This is a genomic window from Acidovorax sp. GW823-FHT05D11 (genome assembly GCF_058795695.1).
This window is the reverse complement of sequence record NZ_CM179502.1, coordinates 5,505,533-5,526,633: the sequence shown is the minus strand read 5'-3', so window position 1 is coordinate 5,526,633 and position 21,101 is coordinate 5,505,533. Positions and strand designations below refer to the sequence as shown.

Sequence of the window (21,101 nt, the reverse complement as noted above, 5' to 3'; positions counted from 1 at the left end):
GGGGCCAGCGGCGCGCGGGCGGGCGGCTGCCGGTGCTCTGCGGTTCATTCTAGGGCGGGGGCCGCCCTGCGTACAGCCTGGGTGAACCCCTCACGGGCCCGCGAGAAGCGTGAGCGCCGCCAGGGCCGCGAGCGGCGCCGTCTCGGCGCGCAGCACGCGCGGCCCCAGCGTGACCGGGGCGAAGCCGTGGAGCAGCGCCAGATCTTCCTCGGCGCCGGAGAGGCCGCCTTCCGGGCCGGAAAGAAACACCACGGGCCCGGCGGGGGCCGCCGCCGCATGCAGTGGCGCGGTGCCCGCGCGCAGCGACAGCAGCAGGCGCTGCGCCGCCGCTTCGGCCCCGGCGCCACCCGCCTGCCGCGCACGCACCCAGCTGGCCAGGTCCACGGCGCCGTGCACCACGGGCACGCGGTTGCGGCCGCACTGCTCGCAGGCGGCCACGGCCACGGCCTGCCAGTGGGCAATTTTTTTCTCGGCCCGCTCGCCCTTGAGCTTGAGCACGCTGCGCTCGGCCACCAGGGGCGTGATGCTGGCCACGCCCAGTTCGGTGGCTTTCTCGACGAGCCAGTCCATGCGCTCGTTGGCGGTGATGCCCGCCAGCAGGTGCACCGTGCGCGCGGCTTCGCGTTCGGTGGCATGGTGCGCGCCCACCAGCACGCGCACGTCGCTGCGGCCCATGCGCAGCACGGTGGCGTCGAACTCGCCGCCCGGGTCGCCCCCGTCCTGGCCGCCATGGAACAGCGTGATGGAGTCACCCGGCTGCAGGCGCAGCACCTGCACATGGCGCGCGGCGCCCGGGGGCAGGTCCAGCTCGGCGCCGGTGGACAGAAGGGCCGGGCAGTGGAAACGGGGCATTTGCTACCTAATTTATAGCTGTTTGCGCTTGAAGGACAAGCGCTACAGCCTGATTGGACTCGATTTTTCCTGGCATGCGCCCGGTGGCGCCCCTACATCCGGCCGTAGGCAAATCCCGTGACCGGCTCGGTGCCCTCGATCTGGTCGAGCATCTTGAGCAGGGGCCCCAGCTGGCGGTAGCGGTTGGCCGTGGCGCGGATGTAGGCCATGAAACGCGGCGCGTCGGCCAGGTACCTGGGCTTGCCGTCGCGCAGGGTCAGGCGCGCGAAGATGCCCGCGACCTTGAGGTGGCGCTGCAGGCCCATCCATTCCACCGCGCGGTAGAACTCGCCGAAGTCATCGCCCCAGCCGCTGGCGCTGCGGGCGCCCAGCAGCCCGGCCTTGCGCGCCTTTTCCCAGTAACGCACGGTAATGTCGATGACAAACTCCTCTTCCCAGCTGATGAACGCGTCGCGCAGCAGGCTGGCGATGTCATAGGTGATGGGACCGTAGACGGCGTCCTGGAAGTCCAGCACGCCCAGGGGCGCGCCTTCTTCGACGGGGGCCATCAGGTTGCGCGTCATGAAGTCGCGGTGCACGTAGACCTGGGGCGCGGCGAGGTTGTGCGCCACGATGGCATCGAAGGCGCTGCCCAGGGTGGCCTGCTGCTGGTCGTCCAGCGTGACGCCGCGGTGTCGGCCCAGGTACCAGTCGGGGTACAGCGCCAGCTCGCGGCGCAGCAGCGCCTCGTCGTAGGCCGGCAGCACGCCGGGCTGGGAGGCCTTCTGCCAGTCCAGCAGCACATCGGTGGCCTGCTGGTACCAGGCGTAGGCGGCCTGGGGCTGCCCGGGGTCCAGCAGCTCGATCACCGTCCGGTGCCCCAGGTCGGACAGCAGCATGAATCCGCCGGGCTCGTCCCAGGCCAGGATCTGCGGCACGTTCAGGCCCGCGGACGCCATCAGGCCCTGCACCTGCACGAAGGGGCGACAGTTCTCCTGGTGGGGCGGGGCATCCATCACGATGCGGCTGCTGCCCGTGGCGCTGTCGATGCGCAGGTAGCGGCGGAAGCTCGCATCGGCCGACGCCGGGCGCAGCGTGGCGGGCAGCAGCTGGTGCGGGCCCACCAGGGGGGCGAGCCAGGCTTCGAAGGCTGTCTGGCGGGCCGCGTCGGGCCAGGCCACGGTGCAAGTTGCGGGGGTTGCCACGGCCATGCCCGGGGGCGGGCAGGCGGGAGAAGGGGAGGATGGGTGGCTCATGGATAATCCGATTTTACAAACCCGCTCCCCGCCTCCGTGGTGAGCGGGTCCTTCTTTCATCCGCCCCTGCCCATCGCCCCACGTGCCACGCCGCAAGCCCCCTACCGTGCAGACCCCTTCCCCCCGGACCCGGCCCGCCACGGCGAAGGCCGTGCGGCTGCGCGCGCCCGTGCCCCGGGCCCTGGCCTATGGCGTGGCGCTGGCCTGGTGCGGGCTGCCGCTCTCCGCGCTGGCGCAGGCGGCGGAGGCCCCCCCGCCCAGCGCCTGGGATGCACCGCCCGCGCTGCGCACCTCGCCGCTGCTGCAGGAAAAGATTCCGGACGCCGTGCGCCCCCAGCTGCCGGTGTTCGTGAAGGGTGACCACATCAGCGGCCAGACCGACCTGAACGCCGTCATCGAAGGCAATGCCGAATTGCGCCGGGGCGACACCGTGATCCGCGCCGACCGCCTGGACTACAACGTGCCCGAAGACCTGGCCAAGGCCAGCGGGCAGGTGCGCATCAACCGCGCGGGCAATGTGTACGAAGGCACGGCGCTGGAGCTGCGGGTGGATGCGTTCGAGGGCTTCTTCAGCGACGCGCGGTACAAGTTTCTGGCCACCCAGGCGCACGGCGATGCCACGCGCGTGGATTTCATCGACCGCGACCGGGCCGTGGTGCACAACGCCACGTACACCACGTGCGAGCGCGGCAATGAAGAAAGCTGGCGGCCCGACTGGGTGCTGCGCGCCGCCACCATCCGCATCGACAACGAGGAAGAGGTGGGTACGGCGGAAGACGCGGTGCTGGAGTTCAAGGGCGTGTCGCTGCTGCCGATTCCGTACATCACCTTCCCGCTGTCGGACAAGCGCAAGTCCGGCCTGCTGCCCCCGACCATCGGCCTGGACAGCCGCGACGGGGTGGCCTACATGCAGCCGTACTACTGGAACATCGCGCCCAACCGCGATGCCACGCTGCGCGCCGCCCTCATGACCAAGCGCGGCGCCAACCTGGGGGGCGAGTTCCGCTACCTGGAGCCGAGCTATTCCGGCCAGGTCAGCGCCGACGTCATGCCCACCGACCGCCTGCGCGACCGCATGCGGTGGAGCTTTTCGGGACAGCACCAGGGTGCTTTCAACACCGGCATCGGCGGGGTGGGGCTCAACCTCAACCTCAATCGCGTCAGCGATGACAACTACTGGCGCGACTTCGGCCGTGCCTCCGAGCTTCTGCGCCAGCGCCTGCTGCCCGGCGATGCCACGCTGTCCTGGGCGCGCAATGACATGTCCGCGAGCGTGCGCACCCTCAAGTGGCAGACGCTGCAGGACGTGACTTCTCCCATCGTGCCGCCTTACGACCGCATGCCCCAGCTGCAATGGCGCTATGCCCCCTCGCAGCTCGGTGGCGGGGTGGATGCCAGCGTGGAGCTGGACACCACGCGCTTCCAGGCGGCCCGCGAGCTGACGGGCCAGCCCAATGCCCACCGCAGCTATGCGATGGCGCAGATCAGCCGGCCGTTCCTGTCGCCCGGGGGCTTCGTCACGCCGCGCCTGCAGCTGCACGCCACGCAGTACCAGTTCGATACCCCGCTGTCCAATGGCGAGCGTTCGGCCAGCCGCGCGCTGCCCACCTTCAGCCTGGACAGCGGCCTGGTCTTCGAGCGCGACGCCGCATACTTCGGCCGCGCCTTCCTGCAGACGCTGGAACCGCGTGCTTTCTACACGTACACGCCGTACCGTGACCAGAGCCGCCTGCCCGTGTACGACACGGCGGCCAACGACTTCAATTTCGCCACCATCTACACCGAGAACGCCTTCGGGGGCAACGACCGGCTGGCCGACAACAACCTGCTTACCCTGGGCCTCAGCACACGGCTGCTGGACCCGAACACGGGCGCCGAGGCCGCGCGCTTCGGCGTTGCGCAACGCGTTCGTTTCTCCGACCAGCAGGTGACGCTGCCGGGCGGCGCGCCCGTGAGCGAGCGCCTGTCGGACCTGCTGCTGGGCGCGGGCATCACCTGGACGCCGCAGTGGGGCTTTGACTCCACCGTGCAGTACAACCCCAAGACCGGCCGTTCCATCCGCTCGACCATCGGTGCGCGCTACAGCCCGGGCAACTACCGCACCGTGAGCGCCGCCTACCGCCTGCAGCGCGGCACCAGCGAGCAGATCGACATTGGCTGGCAATGGCCGCTGGACGCGCTGTGGGGCAGCAGCGAGACCCACAACAACAAGCCATCCGGCGCCGCCGGCCGTGGCCAGGGCGGCGGGCGCTGGTACAGCGTCGGGCGACTGAACTACAGCCTGCAGGACCGCAAACTCGTGGACACCGTGGTGGGCTTTGAGTACGACAGCTGCTGCTGGATCGGCCGCGTGGTCCTCGAGCGCCTGCAAAGCAGTGTCACCACGTCCAACACCCGCCTGCTGTTCCAGATCGAATTCGTGGGCTTCTCCCGCCTGAGCCTGGGCTCCAGCCCCCTGGATACCTTCAAGCAAAATGTGCCGCGCTACCAGAACCTGCGCGAGCAGGTGACAACGCCCAGCCGTTTCAGCAACTATGACTAACGCTTAACGCCATGAATCACCGTGTCATCGCACTGGCCATTGCCACCCTGGCTTCCCTGATGTCCCAGGGCACCCTGGCCCAGGGCCTGCGCCCTTCCGGCGCGCCTGCAGGCAAGGGGCTGACGGCGCGCCCGGCGGCCGCACCTTCGATCACGCTGCCCGCGGAGACGGCGGCGGGCAGCGGCGGCAGTTCGGCGCCCCGTCAGGCGGATTTCATCGTGGCCGTGGTCAACTCCGAACCCGTGACCAACAACGAGGTGCGCTCGCGGCTCGCGCGCGCCGAGGCACAGCTGGCGCAGCAGGGGGGCGCCATGCCGCCGCGGGACCTGCTCGCCCGTGAAGTGCTCGAACGGATCATCCTGGAGCGCGTGCAGCTGCAGCAGGCGAAGGAGTCCGGCGTCAAGGTGGATGACTTCGCCGTGTCGCAGGCCGAGCAGGGCGTGGCCCGGCAGAACAACATGACGGTGGACGACCTCTACCGCCGCCTCGCGCGGGACGGCATGGGCAAGGAGCGCTTCCGTGAAGAGCTGCGCAACCAGCTGCTGCAGCAGCGCCTGCGCGAACGTGAAGTGGAGGCGCGCGTGAAGGTGTCCGACCTGGACATCGACCAGTACCTGCGCGAGCAGCAACGGGGCGCCGATGTGGCCTCGATGGAGATCAACCTGGGGCACGTGCTCGTCCTCGTCCCCGAGAATGCCAGCCCCGTGCAGGTGGCCGAGCGCCAGGCACGCGCCCAGCGCGCGGCCGACAAGGTGCGCGCGGGTGAGGACTTCGCGGCCGTCGCGCGCGAGTTCTCCGACGCGCCCGAAGGGCAGCGCGCCGCAGGCCTGCTGGGCCTGCGCCCGGCGGACCGGTATCCCGAACTGTTCGTGAACTCCACGCTGGGCCTGCCGGTGGGCAGCATCGTCGGGCCCGTGCGGTCGCCGGCGGGCTTTCACGTGCTCAAGGTGGTGGAGCGCGTCACGGCGGGCGTGCCCACCACGGTGGTGCAGAACCATGCCCGCCACATCCTGCTGCGCACCGGGCCGCAGCTGACGGAGTCCGCCGCGGCGGCGCGCCTGGCGGACTACCGGCGCCGCGTGCTGGCGGGCCAGGCCGACTTCGCGGCGCTGGCGCGCGAGCATTCCCAGGACGGCAGCTCCAAGGAGGGCGGCGACCTGGGCTGGGCCAATCCGGGCCGCTACGTGCCCGAATTCGAGCAGGCCTTGAACAGCCTCAAGCCCGGCGATGTCAGCGAGCCGCTGGTGTCGCGCTTCGGTGTGCACCTGATCCAGCTGCTCGAGCGCCGCGAGGCCAAGCTCACGCAGCGCGAGCAGCGCGACATGGCGCGCGATACGGTGCGCGAGAAGAAGCTGGACGAGGCCTACGCCACCTGGGCGCAGGAACTGCGCGGGCGCGCGTATGTGGAATACCGCGACCCGCCGCAATGAAGATGGAGTACGTTCCCCCGAGGCGCTGCGCACCTTCCTCCTCCTTCTTCCGTATCGCTGCGCGATGCGGGAAGGGAGGGGCCCCCGCCAGCGCCCCCCGGCGAAGCGCCGCCTGCGCGGCTTGGCCGCCCTTGCACAGCTCGCATGCCGTCTCCCGGCATATCGACAGCACCAGCGGGCCAATGGCATGAAGCACATCCCCCGCAAGCGCTTCGGGCAGCATTTCCTGTCCGACAAGGGCATCATCGAAGACATCGTGCAGGCCATTGCGCCCCAGCCGGGCCAGCCCATGGTCGAGATCGGACCGGGCCTTGCGGCGCTCACGCAGCCCCTGGTGGAGCGCCTGGGGCGCCTCACGGTCATCGAGCTGGACCGCGACCTGGCCTTGCGCCTGCGGCTGCATGGCCAGCTGGAGGTGATCGAGTCCGACGTGCTCAAGGTGGACTTCACCGCGCTGGCGCAAGCGATGCGCGAGAAGGCCGCGCAGCCTGGCCTGCGGCTGCGCGTGGTGGGCAACCTGCCCTACAACATCTCCACGCCCATCCTGTTCCATCTGCTGGACCATGTGCAGGTCATCGAAGACCAGCACTTCATGCTGCAAAAGGAAGTGATCGACCGCATGGTGGCCCAGCCTGCCACCAGCGACTACGGGCGCCTGTCGGTGATGCTGCAATGGCGCTACGCCATGGAAAACGTGCTGTTCGTTCCCCCGGAGAGCTTCGACCCGCCCCCGCGCGTGGACAGCGCCGTGGTGCGCATGGTGCCGCACGCAGAGCCCGCGCCCTTGTCGGTGCCCCTTCTGGAAGAGCTGGTGCAGGTCGCCTTCAGCCAGCGCCGCAAGCTGCTGCGCCACACGCTGGGCCGCTGGCTCGAAGCGCGCCAGTTCGCCGGCACCTTCGACACCCAGCGCCGCGCCGAGGAGGTTCCGGTGAGCGAGTTTGTGGCCTTGGCACAGCAGTGCTCTTGAATCAATAGCTGCTCGCGCTTGATGGATAAGCGCTAGAGTCTGATTTGACTAAGATGACAGCCACTGGCACGGCCCGAGCGGAGGATGCCAGGCAAGGGGCGCCCCGCAGTGAGGGCATCCCCCCTTTCCGGCGACGCCGGGAGAAGGGGGAAGCGGCGCGCAGCCGCTCAGGGGGATGAGCCGCCAGACTCAGGCAGCCGAAAGCCAGTAGCCGGCGTTGAAAGGGCTGCTCATGCGCAGCGCCATCGGGGACACGTCGACGAGCTTGTCGGTCGGCATTTTCTCGGCGGGCTCCGCGGCGATCTCAATGCCCTCGACACCCTGGGTGCCGGTAGCCTCGTTCGCCCGTTCTGCTTGGCTGGTGGATGCAGAACGGGCTACAGAAAAGAATAGAAACAGCGGAAGGGGATTTTTCGGTCGCCCCAATAGTCGGCGGCGTCGCGGAAGATATCGAGCAGCTGTTCACGCGCTTCCTTGTCGAACTTGCCGGTGGCGGGGATCTGCTCCAGCACCACGATGAAACCAGGCTGCGGGCCCGATTTGTGCAAGGGATCCGTCATGCAGTCGTACAGCGCATCAAAATTCTTGCCGAAGTGCGACGGGAAGGTGAATTGCCCGGCAATCAGGTCCAGCACATCCTGCTTGGACTGTGCGTGGGCCAGGTTGGCGTACAAGAAATGGTGACCCATGGAGGTGGCGGCATCCTGCAGGTCCTGCACGCGGAAGGCGCGAATGGACTGCACGATGTTGGTGCGCACGCCACGCAGTGGCGTTTCCAGGTCTTTACGAAGTGGCGTCTGCATCTCCGCTACTCTTTCTTTATAAAGTCCACAAACTTCTGGCTTCTCGCAAGGCTGCGGAATGCGGCCTGCGCGTGGGGGATTCAAGGTGGCGCGGTGTGCGCTGCCAGGGTTCTTCTGGTCTGCGTGCACCGCATCGGGGGTCATTCGACGATCTCGCGAAAACTGGCGTAGTGGTCGCCGGTGTAGTAGCAGGCGTCCGGAACCCGGGGCTTGCCGCCGCACACGATGCGCCGGGCTCCCCGGTCGCGCGATCCTGGCGTTCTGACGGTGTACTCACGGTAATAGCCCCGCTTGTGGGCGGGCAACAGCCGCTCGCGATTACCAAAAACCGATCCGTCCTTGTCATACGGAAAGGGGCCCCCCTCACGGATCAGCGCATACGTCGCACGCCCTTGGGGCGGCAACTCGGCCAGTGCGATGGGGGTGAGGGAACCGTCGGTGGACGGGGATTTCCGAGCATGCCCCGCCACCGGGGACAACACGAACGCAACACCCAAAACACACAAAAACCCTGCTTTGCGCGCCCGGGTGGCTACAGCCTTCAGCATCAACGAACCTTTCAGAAACTACGGGTTAACCCGAAATTTCGAGCCGCTAGTGTCGCTCAACGGCCCCCAAAAAGCAAGCGTCTGCACAAAGATTGGGCAGACGCTGAAGGGGGCAAGCAGCTTTTTAAGTTAGTGCTTGCTATCTATTTTGGGCTTATCTCGACACGTTGGCATCCGCCACGGTCAGGGCTGTCATGTTCACGATGCGGCGCACGGTGGCGCTGGGCGTCAGGATGTGGACCGGTTTGGCTGCCCCCAGCAGCACCGGGCCGATCGCGATGCCGCCGCCCGCAGCGGTCTTGAGCAGGTTGTAGGCGATGTTGGCCGCGTCGATGTTGGGGAACACCAGCAGGTTGGCGTCGCCCGTCAGTTCGCTGCTGGGCATGAGGGCCGCACGGGCCTTGCCGTCCAAGGCCACGTCGCCGTGCATCTCGCCGTCCACTTCCAGCCAGGGCGCCTGCTGGCGCAGCAGTTCCAGCGTCTGGCGCATCTTCACGGCGCTGGGGTGGTTGCTGGTGCCGAAATTGGAGTGCGACAGGAGCGCGGCCTTGGGCTTGATGCCAAAGCGCATCATTTCCTCCGCGGCCAGCGCGGTGATTTCGGCCAGCTCCTGGGGCGTGGGGTCGTAGTTGACGTGCGTGTCCACCAGGAAGACCTGGCGCCCTGGCAGCATGAGGCCGTTCATGCAGGCATACACGGGCACGTCCTGCGCCGTGCTGTCGGCGCCGCCCGCGTGCTTGCCGATCACCTGGTCGATGTAGAGCAGGTGGTTGGCCGTGGTGCCCCAGGTGCCGCAGATCAGGCCGTCCACCTCGCCCTTGTGCAGCATCATGCAGCCGATGAGCGTGAGGCGCCGGCGCATCTCGATCTTGGCGACCTGCTGGGTGATGCCCTTGCGCTCGGTCATGCGGTGGTAGGTCTGCCAGAAGTCGCGGTAGCGGTGGTCGAAATCGGTGTTGACCACGTCGTAGTCCACGCCTTCCTTCAGGCGCAGGCCGAATTTCTCGATGCGCTGGGCGATGATGGCCGGGCGGCCGATCAGCGTGGGACGGGCCACCTTCTCGTCCACCACGATCTGCGCGGCGCGCAGCACGCGTTCCTCTTCGCCCTCGGCGTAGGCCACGCGCTTGCGGGCCGCGGTGCGCGCGGCGTCGAAGATGGGCTTCATCGTCGTGCCCGAGGCGTAGACGAAGGTCTGCAGCCGGTCGCGGTAGGCGTCCATGTCGGCGATGGGGCGCTGCGCCACGCCGCTGTCCGCGGCGGCCTGGGCCACGGCCGGCGCGATCTTCATCATCAGGCGCGGGTCGAACGGCTTGGGGATCAGGTATTCGGGGCCGAACGTCAGCTTCTCGCCCACGTAGGCCGCGGCCACCACCTCGCTTTGCTCGGCCTGGGCCAGGTCGGCGATGGCGTGGACGGCGGCGATCTCCATCTCATCGGTGATGGTGGTCGCGCCGCAGTCCAGCGCGCCCCGGAAGATGTAGGGGAAGCACAGGACGTTGTTCACCTGGTTGGGGTAGTCCGAGCGCCCCGTGGCCATGATGATGTCGCCGCGCACGCTGTGCGCCAGCTCGGGCGTGATCTCCGGATTGGGGTTGGCCAGCGCGAAGATCACCGGCCGCTCGGCCATCGTGGCCACCATCTCGGGCTTGAGCACGTTGCCCGCCGACAGGCCCAGGAACACGTCCGCGCCCACCATCACCTCGGCCAGCTTGCGGGCCTCGGTCTTCTGCATGAACTGGCGCTTGTCGTCGTCCATCAGCTCTTCGCGGCCTTCATAGACCACGCCGGCCAGGTCGGTGACGAACACGTTCTTGCGCTGCACGCCCACCTTGAGCAGCAGGTTCAGGCAGGCCAGCGCCGCCGCGCCCGCGCCGCTGGTGACCAGTTTCACGTCCTCGATCTTCTTGCCCGCCACCTTGAGCGCATTCACGATGGCCGCCGCCACGGTGATGGCCGTGCCGTGCTGGTCGTCGTGGAAGACGGGGATCTTCATGCGCTTGCGCAGTTCGCGCTCCACGTAGAAGCAGTCGGGTGCCTTGATGTCTTCGAGGTTGATCGCGCCGAACGTCGGCTCCAGCGCGGCGATCACCTCCACCAGCCTGGCCGGGTCCTTCTCGTCGATCTCGATGTCGAACACGTCCACGCCGGCGAATTTCTTGAACAGCACGCCCTTGCCTTCCATCACCGGCTTGGAGGCCAGCGCGCCGATGTCGCCCAGGCCCAGCACGGCGGTGCCGTTGCTGATGACGGCCACCAGGTTGCCACGCGCGGTGTAGCGGAAGGCGTTGGCGGGGTCCTTCACGATCTCCTCGCAGGGCGCGGCCACGCCGGGCGAGTAGGCCAGGGCCAGGTCGTGCTGGTTCACCATCTGCTTGGTGGCGGCGATGGCGATCTTGCCGGGCTTGGGAAATTCGTGGTACTCGAGAGCGGCACGGCGCAGCTGGGCGCGCTTGTCGGAATCGTTGTTGTTGTTCTGGGCCGTGGTGTTCTCGGGCATTCAGTGTCTCCAACTCAGGGGGTGGGTGCAAAAACCGGGCTGCAGAGGCGCTGCAGTGGCTGTCAGCTTTGTAAGGGTCTGCGATTGTAGGGCGGTGGTCGTGAAAACCCTAGTAAGCGAATCTGCTTATATGGGTGGATCAGCCATGACCCCATCGGCTGCAATCCCCCACAAGGCAAGACGCCCCGCAGCCGGGGCGGCTGCGGGGCGTCTTGGCCTGGGCGCGGGGGCTCGGTCAGCGGCTGCTGGGGAAGCTGAACACTGCGCCTTCGCGCACGCCGGCCGAGGGCCAGCGCTGCGTGATGGTCTTGCGCTTGGTGTAAAAGCGCACGGCATCGGGCCCGTAGGCGTGCAGGTCGCCGAACAGGCTGCGCTTCCAGCCGCCGAACGAGTGGTAGGCCACGGGCACGGGCAGGGGCACGTTCACGCCCACCATGCCGACCTGGATGTGGTCGGTGAAGTAGCGCGCCGCTTCGCCGTCGCGCGTGAAGATGCAGGTGCCGTTGCCGTATTCGTGGGCGTCGATCAGGTTCATCGCCTCTTGCAGCGTCTTCACGCGCACCACGCCCAGCACGGGCCCGAAGATCTCTTCCTGGTAGATCTTCATGCCGGGCCGGACGTTGTCGAACAGGCACGCGCCCAGGAAGTAGCCGTTCTCATGGCCTGCGGCCACCTGCACGCCCCGGCCGTCCACCACCAGGGTCGCGCCTTCGGCCACGCCGCTGTCCACATAGGACTTCACTTTCTCGAAGTGCTGCCGGGTGACCAGCGGGCCCATGTCGTTGCCGTTGTCCGTGCCGGGGCCGACCTTCATCCTGGCGATCTCGGCCTTCAGCCCGGCGACCACGGCGTCTCCCACCTCGTCACCCACGGCGACGAGCAGGGGGATGGCCATGCAGCGCTCGCCGCAGGAGCCATAGGCCGCGCCCATCAGCGCGCTCACGGCGTTGCCCACGTCGGCATCGGGCATCAGCACCGCGTGGTTCTTGGCTCCGCCCAGGGCCTGCACGCGCTTGCCGTGCTTGCAGCCTTCGGCGTAGATGTACTCGGCGATGGGCGTGGAGCCCACGAAGCTCACGGCCTTCACGCGCGGGTCGGCCAGCAGCGTGTCCACCGCTTCCTTGTCGCCATTGACCACGTTGAGCACGCCGGGCGGCAGGCCGGCTTCGAGCGCGAGCTGGGCCACGAACAGCGTCGAGGACGGGTCGCGCTCCGACGGCTTGAGCACGAAGGTGTTGCCGCAGGCCACGGCCATGGGCCACATCCACAGCGGCACCATGGCCGGGAAGTTGAACGGGGTGATGCCGGCGCACACGCCCAGCGCCTGGAATTCGCTCCAGGAGTCGATGGACGGGCCCACGTTGCGGCTGTGCTCGCCCTTGAGCAGCTCGGGCGCGTAGCTGGCGAACTCCACGTTCTCGATGCCGCGCTGCAGCTCGCCATGCGCATCGGCCAGCACCTTGCCGTGCTCGGCGGTGATCAGGGCGGCGATCTTGTCGGCGTTGTCCTCGAGCAGGACTTTCAGCTTGCCCATCACGCGCGCGCGCTTGAGCGGCGGGGTGTTGCGCCAGGCCGGGAAGGCGGCCTGGGCCGAGGCGATGGCCTGTTCCACCGTGGCCTTGCTTGCCAGGGCCACGCTCGTGTGGGACTCGCCGGTGGCGGGGTCGAACACCGGCTGGGTGCGCGCCGTGTCGGCAACGGGCTGGCCGTCGATCAGGTGGCCGATGGTGGTGGTGACGTTCTTGTCGTGGTTCATGTCTGGATATGATTAAAAGATGCTTCCAGCGCCCATGTAACAAGCGCTGGAAGCTATTAATTAAGGAGCAAAAAGCGTGCCGCGTGTCAGGCGGTTTCCGCCAGGGCGTCGCCCAGGGCGTTCACCATGCGGTCGATTTCAGCCTCGGTGCTGATGAAGGGCGGGGCCAGCTGGATGGTGTCGCCGCCGTAGCGCACGTAAAAGCCCTTGTCCCAGCACTTCATGGCGATCTCGTAGGGCCGGCGGGCGGGCTCGCCCGGCAGCGCGGCGATGGTGATGCCCGCGGCCAGGCCGTAGTTGCGGATGTCCGCCACGTGCTTGGTGCCCTTGAGGCCATGCACGGCCTGCTCGAAATACGGTGCCAGCGCCTGGACGCGGCCGGGCATGTCTTCCTTTTGCAGGATGTCCAGCACCGCGTTGCCCGCCGCGCAGGCCACGGGGTGGGCCGAGTAGGTATAGCCGTGCGGGAACTCCAGCATGTACTCGGGGCCGCCCTGGCTGATGAAGGTGTCGTAGATCTCCTTAGTGGCGATCACGCCGCCCAGCGGCTGCGCGCCGTTGGTCACCTGCTTGGCGAAGTTCAGGATGTCGGGCGTCACGCCGAAGGCCTCGGCCCCCGTCCAGGCGCCGCAGCGGCCGAAGCCGGTGATCACCTCGTCAAAGATCAGCAGGATGTTGTTCTGCGTGCAGATCTCGCGGATGCGCTCCAGGTAGCCCTTGGGCGGGATCACCACGCCGGCCGAGCCCGAGAAGGGCTCGACGATCACGGCGGCGATGTTCGATGCATCGTGCAGCGCGATCACGTCCAGCAGCTTGTCGGCCAGCGCGCGGCCGCCGTCCTCGGCCATGCCTTTCTGGAAGGTGCCGGCCGGTGGCTGGGTGTGGGGAATGTGGTCGGCCTCGATGCCCTGGCCGAAGGTCTTGCGGTTGCCCACGATGCCGCCCACGGAGATGCCGCCGTAGTTCACGCCGTGGTAGCCCTTCTCGCGGCCGATCAGGCGCGTCTTGCTGGCCTGCCCCTTGGCGCGCCAGTAGGCGCGGGCCATCTTGAGCGAGGTGTCGGCCGACTCGGAGCCCGAGCCGGTGAAGAACACATAGTCGAGCCCGGCGGGGGTCAGCGCCTTGAGGCGGTTGGCCAGCTCGAAGGAAGCCGGGTGGCCGAACTGGAAGGCCGGGGAGTAGTCCAGCGTCGCGGCGGCCTTGCCGATGGCTTCGGCCACTTCCTTGCGGCCATGGCCCAGGCCCGAGCACCACAGGCCCGACAGGCCGTCGAAGATCTTGCGGCCCTCGGCGTCGGTGTAGTAGGCGCCCTGGCCGCTCACGATCATGCGCGGCTTGGCCTTGAAGTTGCGGTTGCCGGTGAAGGGCATCCAGTGCGCCTCCAGCCATTCGGCGTCCATGCGGGGGCCTTCGGCGCCAGCGGCGGTTTTTTCGATGTTGACGAAGCTCATGGGATTCTCCAGTGCAAGACGGCGGCAAAAGCAGGGGCAGGCCCGTCCATGCAGGGCGGGTGCGTGGCATTGTTGCGCTGGCGGTTAATCTCTAAAATAGTCCAATATCAATGTTTACTTGACGGTTTATGCAAGTAATTCCCGCCACCCCGCACGCCACCGCCACCCCAGCAGCTGCCCCGCCCGCCAGCGCGGCCCGGCACCGCGCCGTGCTGGGGCAGCTCAGCGACATGGACCTGCGCCTGCTGCAGGTGTTCAAGAGCGTGGCGGAGTGCGGGGGCATGTCGGCCGCCGAGCTGGAACTGAACATCGGCACCAGCACCGTGAGCCGCCACATGAAGGACCTGGAGACCCGCCTGGGCCTCACCCTGTGCCGGCGCGGGCGGGCCGGTTTCGCGCTCACTGCCGAGGGGCAGCGCGTATACGACGAAACCCTGCGGCTGCTGTCCGCGGTGGACGCGTTTCGCAGCAGCATCGATGACATCCACCGCCGCATGGGCGGCAGGCTGGAGGTGGCGGTGTTCGACAAGACCGCCAGCAACCCGGCCGCCCACATTGGCGATGCGATCGCGCTGTTCGCCAGCCAGGCGCCCGAAGTGAGCCTGCAGATGCACGTGGCCTCGATCCCGGCCATCGAGCGCGGGCTGATCGACGGCAGCTTCCACGTGGGCATCATCCCGGCGCACCGCACATCGCAAAGCCTGGTCTATGCCGACCTGTTCGCCGAAACCATGCTGCTGTACTGCGGCGCGCGCCACCCCCTGCACGGCACCGACCATGCCGCGCTGACCTGGGAATCGCTGCGCGCCTACCAGTTCGCGGGGCTGGGCTACCACTCGCCCAACATGGAGCTGAGCCACAGCACGCGCCTGCCGCGCAAGGCCACGGGCTTCGACCAGGAGTCGATCGCCACGCTCATCCTCTCGGGCCGCTACCTGGGTTTCCTGCCGGACCACTATGCCGAGGGCTTCGAGCGCCAGGGGCTCATGCAGGCGGTATTGCCCGGGCGGTTCCACTACCGCTGCCAGTTCGTGAGCGTGCTGCGCAAGTCGCCGCAGCCCCCGCGCGCGGCCCAGGCCTTCGCGCAATGCCTGCTGCAGGCGCATGGTTGATGGCGCCTTCCTTGCCTGCGCAGCGGCGCGGGCGGACAATCCCTGTTCCTTGACTGGGCGCTGTGCGCGGGGTACGTGATGGCAAGCATTTCTTCGATCGGCAGCTCCGGCCTGCAGGCCGCCCAGTTGCGGCTGGACGCGTCGGCCAACAACGTGGCCAACATGAACACCCCGGGCTACCGCCGCGAGGTGGTGGCGCAGGAAGAGGCCGCCGACAGCGCGGGGGTGCGTGCCACGGTGCAGCGCGAGCAGGAGGCGCAAGGGGTGGCGCTGGAGAAGGAGGCCGTCGAGCAGATGTCGGCCACCTATGCGTTCAAGGCCAACCTGCAGACCCTCAAGACACAGGATGAGATGATGGGCTCGCTGCTGGACGTGAAGGCCTGACGGCCATCGCGGTCCACGCCCCCGACAAAGCCCCGCCAGCCGGGGCTTTTTCTTTTCCTGTTTCCTTCCGGTGCCTAGCCGGGGCCGGCGGGGGCCAGCCCGGCCAGGCGCTGGACCAGCCAGCGCTGAAAAGCCAGGCCCGTGGCGGTGCGGCTGCGCAGGGGGATTGTGTACATGGTGGCTCCTTGGGATGACGGGGGTCAGCCGGCCTGCAGCGCCGCGCTGGGCGTGTGGGCCAGGGCGGCATCGCGCGCGCGGCGCCGGGCGGCGCGGTCCCAGGCCTTCTCATGGAAGAAGAAGGCCACCGCCTGCACCGTGGGCTCGAGCAGGCTCAGGGTGAGCGAGGCCCACAGGTTGCCGGTCACGGCGTAGGCCACCAGGGCGGCCACGCCAATGTGGATCAGGTAGTAGCTGCCCGTCTTCAGCAGCATGGTCTTGTTCTGGCGGGCGGCGCGGCGGATGTGGGACATGGAGGACTCCGGGTATCTGCAAGCCCCGCCGTGGCGGCAGGGATGAAGGAATGGTAGTCATTCTCAATAGCAAAAGCCAATTGGTACAGGCTAATACAAACATAGGCGCTATCAAACGCCCGCGCCGGACGGGTGGTGCGGCGGGGCCGCGCCCGGGTGGGAAGCCATTCACGCCGGCGGGCTGAAAAAAGCGCCGGCCGGCACCGGTGCCGTTGCTATGATGGCCGCTCTTTTCAACCCCCTCTTACAACCGCCGGGAGCACACATGGCCCTCATGGACTTCATCAAGAAACAGTTCATTGACATCATCCAGTGGACTGAAGAGGGGGACGGCACCCTGGCCTGGCGTTTCCCGATGGCGGGCATGGAAATCCAGAACGGCGGCACGCTGGTGGTGCGCGAGTCGCAGATGGCGGTGTTCGTGAACGAGGGCCAGGTGGCCGACGTGTTCGCGCCCGGCACCTACAAGCTCACCACGCAGACGCTGCCGGTGCTCACCTACCTCAAGAATTGGGACAAGCTCTTCGAGTCCCCCTTCAAGAGCGACGTCTACTTCTTCAGCACGCGCCAGCAGATCGACCAGAAGTGGGGCACGCCCCAGCCCATCACGATCCGCGACAAGGACTTCGGCGCCGTGCGCCTGCGCGCGTTCGGCAACTACGCGTTCCGCATCGCCGACCCCAAGCTGTTCCACACCGAGATCTCCGGCACGCGCGAGTCCTACCCCGTGGCCGACCTCGAAGGCCAGCTGCGCGGCCTGGTGCTGCAGAACATCAGCAACGCCATCGCGGGCAGCGGCCTGCCGTTCCTGGACCTGGCGGCCAACCAGGTCATGTTCGCCGATGCGCTGACCAAGGAGCTCGCGCCCGTCTTCGCCAAGCTGGGCCTCCTGATCGAGAACCTCACGGTGCAGAACGTCTCGCTGCCCGAGGAGCTGCAAAAGATCCTCGACCAGAAGATCGGCATGGGCATGGTCGGCAACGACATGGGCAAGTTCATGCAGTACCAGACGGCGCAGGCCATCCCCAAGTTCGCCGAAGGCGCGGGCAATGGCGGTGGCGGCATCGCGGGCGACGCCATGGGCCTGGGCGCGGGCGTGGCGCTGGGCCAGGTGCTGGCGCAGAACCTGCAGCAGGGCCTGCAAGGCGGCGGTGCGGCCGCGCAGGCAGCGCCTGCGGCGGCTGCTGCTGCCGCAGTGGGCGTCAAGCCCGAGGACGTGATGGCCACGCTGGAGAAGCTGGGCGAGCTCAAGTCCAAGGGCATCCTGACCCAGGAAGAGTTCGACGCCAAGAAGGCCGAACTGCTCAAGAAGCTGGTCTGATTCCGGTTGCTATCATAAATATAGCTGCTTGCGCTGGAGGGATCAGCGCCAGAGGCCAAAAAGGCCCCAAAGCCGCGTAGCGCGGCGCAGGCAGCAGCCCCCCGATGGCCACCGACCCCACACAGCGTTACTACCGCGCGCCCTGCCCGGGCTGCGGCGCGCCGGTTGAATTCCGCAGCGCGCAGTCCACGCACGCCGTCTGCGGCTACTGCCAGAGCACCGTGGTGCGCAATGGCGACGTGCTGCAGCGCCTGGGCAAGATGGCCGAGCTGTTCGACGACCACAGCCCGCTGCAGCTCATGGCCAGCGGGCGCATCCAGCTCGATGGCAAGGATGTGCCCTTCACCCTCATCGGCCGCCTGCAGTACAAGGGCGACGCGGGCACCTGGACCGAATGGGCCGCCTTTTTGCAGGACGGCACCCTGGCCACGCTGGGCGAGGACAACGGCGCCTACGTCTTCACCCGCCCCATCGACCCGGGCCGCGAGATGCCCGAGGCCGCGCGCTTTCGCATCGGCAGCACCACCGCCATCAACGGCAAGCCTTACAGCGTGGCCTACACGGGCCAGGCATCGCTCATCTCGGCCCAGGGCGAGCTGCCCAAGCTGCCGCCGCTTGGCCATCCGTTCGGCATGGTCGAGCTGCGCAGCGCCGACGGCGAAGTGGTCAGCATCGACTACGGCCACACGCCGCCCAACGTCGAGCGCGGCAAGGCCGTGCTGCTGGAAGACCTGCAGCTCACCGGCCTCAAGGACGAATCGGCCAAGGACGAAAAAGGCCGCCAGTTCAACTGCCCGCACTGCGGCGCGCCCGTGCAGGTGCAGCTGTCCACCTCCAAGAGCGTCACCTGCGGCTCGTGCGCCAGCATCATCAGCCTGGACAGCGGTGTGGGCGGCGAGCTGCGCTCGGCCGAGCAGGACGAGCCCGTGCAGCCCCTCATTCCGCTGGGCAGCAAGGGCCAGCTGCAGGGCGTGCACTGGCAGGTGGTGGGCTTTCAGCACCGCATGGGCGTGGAGCCCGGCGACGACGAGCATTTCGGCTGGAGCGAATACCTGCTCTACAACCAGAAGCGCGGTTTTGCCTTCCTGGTCGATTCCGAAGAAGGCTGGAGCATGGTGCGCCCCACCACGGGCGCGCCGCAGATGGCGGCCACGGGGCGCTCGGCCACCTACATGGGCACCAAGTACGACCTCAAGTACACCTACGAGGCCGAAACCACCTATGTGCTGGGCGAGTTCTACTGGCAGGTCACGCGCGGGCAGAAAACCACCAACCGCGACTTCGCCAGCGCCAAAGGCCTGCTCTCGATGGAGCAAAGCCCCAATGAGATCACCTGGTCGGCCGGCGACAAGCTCGCCAGCGACACGGTGGCCAAGGCCTTCAAGCTCGACGACAAGAAAGACGTGCTGCAGCGCGACGACCCGGGGCCCTTCGTGGCCAAGTCCGGGCTGGGCTGCGGCACCGTCATCCTCATCGCCATTGTCATCCTCATCCTGCTGTTGCTGCTCAGCCGCTGCAGCCGCTGCGACCCGCGGGTGGAGAACTGCTCGTCGTCCAGCTACCGCAGCTCGGGCGGCTCGTATGGCGGGTATTCGTCCGGCGGCAGCCACAAGTAGCCCCGGGTTGCCGCAAGCCCGGGGGGCGCCGGCAGTTTTGCAACCTTTCCCGCCAGCCTGTCTGGCGGCAACCTTTTCGTTCAAGGAGATCACATCATGATGGGAATCGAATGGCTCAGGCCCGCGGCGTTCCTCGGGTCCATCCTGTATGCGCTGATTGGCGTGGTCATCTTCTGGCTGTGCTTCGTCATCGTCGACAAGATCACGCCGTATGACCTGTGGCGCGAAATCGTCGAGAAGCAGAACCAGGCGCTGGGCCTGGTGGTGGCGGCGATGTGCCTGGGCATCAGCATCATCGTGGCGGCGGCGATCCACTGACGCACCTTGCCTGAAGCGGCGCCCCCCCGGGGCCGCGCCGGTGACCGCCTTGCACTCCGACCTGAATTCCCCCGCCTCCCCGCCCGAGGCCATGGGCGCCCGCTCCGGCCCCCGCCCCATCGAGATCGCCCTGCTCACCAGCGTCTTCGTCGTGGCCGCCTGCGGCCTGCTGTACGAGCTGGCCGCGGGCGCGCTCGCGTCCTATGTGCTGGGCGACTCGGTGCTGCAGTTCTCCACCATCATCGGCACCTACCTGTTCGCCATGGGCGTGGGTTCGTGGCTGTCGCGCTACTTCGAGCGGCAGCTGCCCGCGCACTTCCTGCGCATCGAGCTGCTGGTGGCGCTGGTTGGCGGGGCGTTGCCGGCCACCCTGTTCCTGGCCAACGCCTACACGCCGGGCGCGTTCCGCTTTCTGCTGTACGGCATGGTGCTCATGGTGGGCACGCTGGTGGGGCTGGAGATCCCCCTGGTCATGCGCATCCTCAAGCGCAACGTGGCGCTCAAGGACCTGGTCTCGCAGGTGCTCACGTTCGACTACCTGGGCGCGCTGGCGGTGTCGCTGGCGTTCCCGCTGCTGCTGGTGCCGCACCTGGGGCTCATCCGCACGGGGCTGCTCTTCGGCCTGATGAACGCGGCCGTGGCGCTGTGGGCGGTGTGGCTGTTCCGGCATGAATTGCGGCGCCTGAAGGCGCACCTGGTGGCCTGCGTGATGGTGCTGGGCATTTTGCTGGCCGCCCTGGCGGGGGCCGAGTACATCACCAGCGTGGCCGAGGACAAGTTCTACCAGGACCGCATCGTGTTCAGCACCGCATCGCCCTACCAGCGCATCGTGGTCACGCACGGGCGTGTGGGGCACCGGCTGTACCTCAACGGCAACCTGCAGTTCGCGCAGTCCGACGAGTACCGCTACCACGAGGCCCTGGTGCACCCCGCCCTGTCGGCACACGGTGCGCCCAAACGCGTGGCGGTGCTGGGCGGTGGCGACGGCATGGCGGTGCGCGAGATCCTCAAGTACCCGTCGGTCGAGTCCGTGACGCTGGTCGAACTGGACCCGGCCATGACAAAGATCTTCAGCGAGAACCCCACGCTCGCGCGCCTGAACGGCAACGCCTTGCAGAACCCCAAGGTGAAGATCGTCAACACCGATGCCTTTGGCTGGCTGCAGGAGGGATCGGACACGTTTGATGTCATCGTGGTGGACTTTCCCGACCCCACCAATTTTTCCATCGGCAAGCTCTACACCAACAGCTTCTATGCGCTGCTGGACAAGCGCCTGGCGGCCAGCGGCTACGCGGTGGTGCAGACCACGTCGCCGCTGGTGGCGCGCCAGAGCTTCTGGACCGTGGTGCAGACCATCGAGTCCGTGGGCCTGCAGGCCGCGCCGTACCACGCCCATGTGCCCAGTTTTGGCGAATGGGGCTTCATCATCGCCAGCCGCAGGCCCTGGCGCCTGCCCGGGGCCTTGCCCGATGGCCTGCGGTTTCTGGGCACCGACTCGCTGCCCCTGCTGTTCGATTTTCCGCGCGACATGGCGCGGGTGCCCGCCGAGGTGAACCGGCTGTCCAACCAGGCGCTGGTGCACACGTACGAGCGCGAGTGGGGAAAACATTGAGAAGCCCCCCTGAGCCGCTTCGCGTCTTCCCCCCGCTCTCGCAGCGCTGCGCGCAGCGGGCAGGGGGACGCCCCCAGCGCACGCCAGCGAAGCGCCGCCAATGCGGCTTTGCGGCCCTTGCGCGGGGGCCGCTGGTCTGGGCCGCGCCGGTCGCAAGCCGCGCAGGCGTTGCGTACACCCGGAG

General features: G+C 67.8%; 17 protein-coding genes. 9 read left to right on the top strand and 8 right to left on the bottom strand.

The genetic code is table 11. The features are described 5' to 3' along the window. Positions 1–90 precede the first annotated feature (90 nt). Entirely contained in the window at positions 91–852 is a 762-nt protein-coding gene (locus AC3RCE_RS25455) for a 16S rRNA (uracil(1498)-N(3))-methyltransferase (protein WP_218339382.1), read from the bottom strand. Positions 853–944: 92 nt separating this feature from the next. Further along, positions 945–2,087, bottom strand: coding sequence for an aminoglycoside phosphotransferase family protein (locus AC3RCE_RS25450; RefSeq protein WP_370627750.1), 1,143 nt, complete (start codon positions 2,085–2,087; stop codon positions 945–947). A gap of 106 nt (positions 2,088–2,193) precedes the next feature. Between AC3RCE_RS25450 and AC3RCE_RS25445 the strand changes: the two genes are divergently transcribed. The 3 genes from AC3RCE_RS25445 (at position 2,194) to rsmA (ending at position 7,026) form a co-directional block, all read left to right on the top strand. Then, positions 2,194–4,629, top strand: a complete 2,436-nt coding sequence (locus tag AC3RCE_RS25445) for an LPS-assembly protein LptD (protein ID WP_370627751.1) — start codon at positions 2,194–2,196, stop codon at positions 4,627–4,629. Positions 4,630–4,640: 11 nt separating this feature from the next. Next, complete coding sequence (locus AC3RCE_RS25440) at positions 4,641–6,059, top strand: peptidylprolyl isomerase (protein WP_218339383.1); 1,419 nt, start codon at positions 4,641–4,643, stop codon at positions 6,057–6,059. A gap of 187 nt (positions 6,060–6,246) precedes the next feature. After that, a complete protein-coding gene (rsmA, locus tag AC3RCE_RS25435) occupies positions 6,247–7,026 on the top strand; it encodes a 16S rRNA (adenine(1518)-N(6)/adenine(1519)-N(6))-dimethyltransferase RsmA (RefSeq protein WP_218297057.1) in 780 nt (259 codons plus the stop codon). 377 nt (positions 7,027–7,403) lie between these two features. Here rsmA and AC3RCE_RS25430 read toward each other — a convergent pair whose 3' ends face one another. From AC3RCE_RS25430 to aptA, 5 genes are all read right to left on the bottom strand, one after another. Next, positions 7,404–7,829 carry a barstar family protein gene (locus tag AC3RCE_RS25430; protein WP_010464776.1) on the bottom strand — a complete coding sequence of 142 codons (426 nt, stop codon included), beginning with the start codon at positions 7,827–7,829 and terminating at the stop codon, positions 7,404–7,406. A gap of 140 nt (positions 7,830–7,969) precedes the next feature. After that, complete coding sequence (locus AC3RCE_RS25425) at positions 7,970–8,377, bottom strand: guanyl-specific ribonuclease (RefSeq protein WP_218297058.1); 408 nt, start codon at positions 8,375–8,377, stop codon at positions 7,970–7,972. Between the two features lie 154 nt (positions 8,378–8,531). Next, positions 8,532–10,877, bottom strand: a complete 2,346-nt coding sequence (locus tag AC3RCE_RS25420; RefSeq protein ID WP_218297059.1) for an NADP-dependent malic enzyme — start codon at positions 10,875–10,877, stop codon at positions 8,532–8,534. Between the two features lie 235 nt (positions 10,878–11,112). Next, on the bottom strand, positions 11,113–12,633 hold the full coding sequence (locus tag AC3RCE_RS25415) for a CoA-acylating methylmalonate-semialdehyde dehydrogenase (protein WP_218297060.1): 1,521 nt from the start codon (positions 12,631–12,633) through the stop codon (positions 11,113–11,115). Between the two features lie 86 nt (positions 12,634–12,719). Further along, a complete protein-coding gene (aptA, locus tag AC3RCE_RS25410) occupies positions 12,720–14,084 on the bottom strand; it encodes an omega-aminotransferase AptA (protein ID WP_218297061.1) in 1,365 nt (454 codons plus the stop codon). Positions 14,085–14,293: 209 nt separating this feature from the next. On the opposite strand from aptA, the gene AC3RCE_RS25405 reads away from it, so the two are divergent. Together AC3RCE_RS25405 and AC3RCE_RS25400 are read left to right on the top strand one after the other, a co-directional pair. Further along, a complete protein-coding gene (locus AC3RCE_RS25405) occupies positions 14,294–15,196 on the top strand; it encodes a LysR family transcriptional regulator (protein WP_218297210.1) in 903 nt (300 codons plus the stop codon). Between the two features lie 78 nt (positions 15,197–15,274). Then, positions 15,275–15,580, top strand: a complete 306-nt coding sequence (locus AC3RCE_RS25400) for a flagellar basal body protein (protein ID WP_218297062.1) — start codon at positions 15,275–15,277, stop codon at positions 15,578–15,580. A gap of 200 nt (positions 15,581–15,780) precedes the next feature. Here AC3RCE_RS25400 and AC3RCE_RS25395 read toward each other — a convergent pair whose 3' ends face one another. Beyond that, complete coding sequence (locus AC3RCE_RS25395; protein WP_218339387.1) at positions 15,781–16,050, bottom strand: DUF2061 domain-containing protein; 270 nt, start codon at positions 16,048–16,050, stop codon at positions 15,781–15,783. 265 nt (positions 16,051–16,315) lie between these two features. Between AC3RCE_RS25395 and AC3RCE_RS25390 the strand changes: the two genes are divergently transcribed. From AC3RCE_RS25390 to AC3RCE_RS25375, 4 genes are all read left to right on the top strand, one after another. Next, positions 16,316–17,371 carry an SPFH domain-containing protein gene (locus tag AC3RCE_RS25390; protein WP_218297064.1) on the top strand — a complete coding sequence of 352 codons (1,056 nt, stop codon included), beginning with the start codon at positions 16,316–16,318 and terminating at the stop codon, positions 17,369–17,371. A 104-nt stretch (positions 17,372–17,475) separates the two neighbouring features. Further along, a complete protein-coding gene (locus AC3RCE_RS25385) occupies positions 17,476–18,987 on the top strand; it encodes a DUF4178 domain-containing protein (RefSeq protein ID WP_369640883.1) in 1,512 nt (503 codons plus the stop codon). Between the two features lie 96 nt (positions 18,988–19,083). After that, positions 19,084–19,305, top strand: coding sequence for a DUF350 domain-containing protein (locus AC3RCE_RS25380; protein WP_370627755.1), 222 nt, complete (start codon positions 19,084–19,086; stop codon positions 19,303–19,305). A 91-nt stretch (positions 19,306–19,396) separates the two neighbouring features. Further along, complete coding sequence (locus AC3RCE_RS25375) at positions 19,397–20,917, top strand: polyamine aminopropyltransferase (protein ID WP_492255440.1); 1,521 nt, start codon at positions 19,397–19,399, stop codon at positions 20,915–20,917. Positions 20,918–21,101 lie beyond the last annotated feature (184 nt).

What these genes read in the sequence shown, in the direction of transcription:
- AC3RCE_RS25455 (WP_218339382.1), bottom strand. Translation starts at nt 852, where the DNA reads ATGCCCCGTTTCCACTGCCCGGCCCTTCTGTCCACCGGCGCCGAGCTG.
- AC3RCE_RS25450 (WP_370627750.1), bottom strand. Translation starts at nt 2,087, where the DNA reads ATGAGCCACCCATCCTCCCCTTCTCCCGCCTGCCCGCCCCCGGGCATG.
- AC3RCE_RS25440 (WP_218339383.1), top strand. Translation starts at nt 4,641, where the DNA reads ATGAATCACCGTGTCATCGCACTGGCCATTGCCACCCTGGCTTCCCTG.
- rsmA (WP_218297057.1), top strand. Translation starts at nt 6,247, where the DNA reads ATGAAGCACATCCCCCGCAAGCGCTTCGGGCAGCATTTCCTGTCCGAC.
- AC3RCE_RS25430 (WP_010464776.1), bottom strand. Translation starts at nt 7,829, where the DNA reads ATGCAGACGCCACTTCGTAAAGACCTGGAAACGCCACTGCGTGGCGTG.
- AC3RCE_RS25425 (WP_218297058.1), bottom strand. Translation starts at nt 8,377, where the DNA reads ATGCTGAAGGCTGTAGCCACCCGGGCGCGCAAAGCAGGGTTTTTGTGT.
- AC3RCE_RS25420 (WP_218297059.1), bottom strand. Translation starts at nt 10,877, where the DNA reads ATGCCCGAGAACACCACGGCCCAGAACAACAACAACGATTCCGACAAG.
- AC3RCE_RS25415 (WP_218297060.1), bottom strand. Translation starts at nt 12,633, where the DNA reads ATGAACCACGACAAGAACGTCACCACCACCATCGGCCACCTGATCGAC.
- aptA (WP_218297061.1), bottom strand. Translation starts at nt 14,084, where the DNA reads ATGAGCTTCGTCAACATCGAAAAAACCGCCGCTGGCGCCGAAGGCCCC.
- AC3RCE_RS25400 (WP_218297062.1), top strand. Translation starts at nt 15,275, where the DNA reads ATGGCAAGCATTTCTTCGATCGGCAGCTCCGGCCTGCAGGCCGCCCAG.
- AC3RCE_RS25395 (WP_218339387.1), bottom strand. Translation starts at nt 16,050, where the DNA reads ATGTCCCACATCCGCCGCGCCGCCCGCCAGAACAAGACCATGCTGCTG.
- AC3RCE_RS25390 (WP_218297064.1), top strand. Translation starts at nt 16,316, where the DNA reads ATGGCCCTCATGGACTTCATCAAGAAACAGTTCATTGACATCATCCAG.
- AC3RCE_RS25385 (WP_369640883.1), top strand. Translation starts at nt 17,476, where the DNA reads ATGGCCACCGACCCCACACAGCGTTACTACCGCGCGCCCTGCCCGGGC.
- AC3RCE_RS25380 (WP_370627755.1), top strand. Translation starts at nt 19,084, where the DNA reads ATGATGGGAATCGAATGGCTCAGGCCCGCGGCGTTCCTCGGGTCCATC.
- AC3RCE_RS25375 (WP_492255440.1), top strand. Translation starts at nt 19,397, where the DNA reads ATGGGCGCCCGCTCCGGCCCCCGCCCCATCGAGATCGCCCTGCTCACC.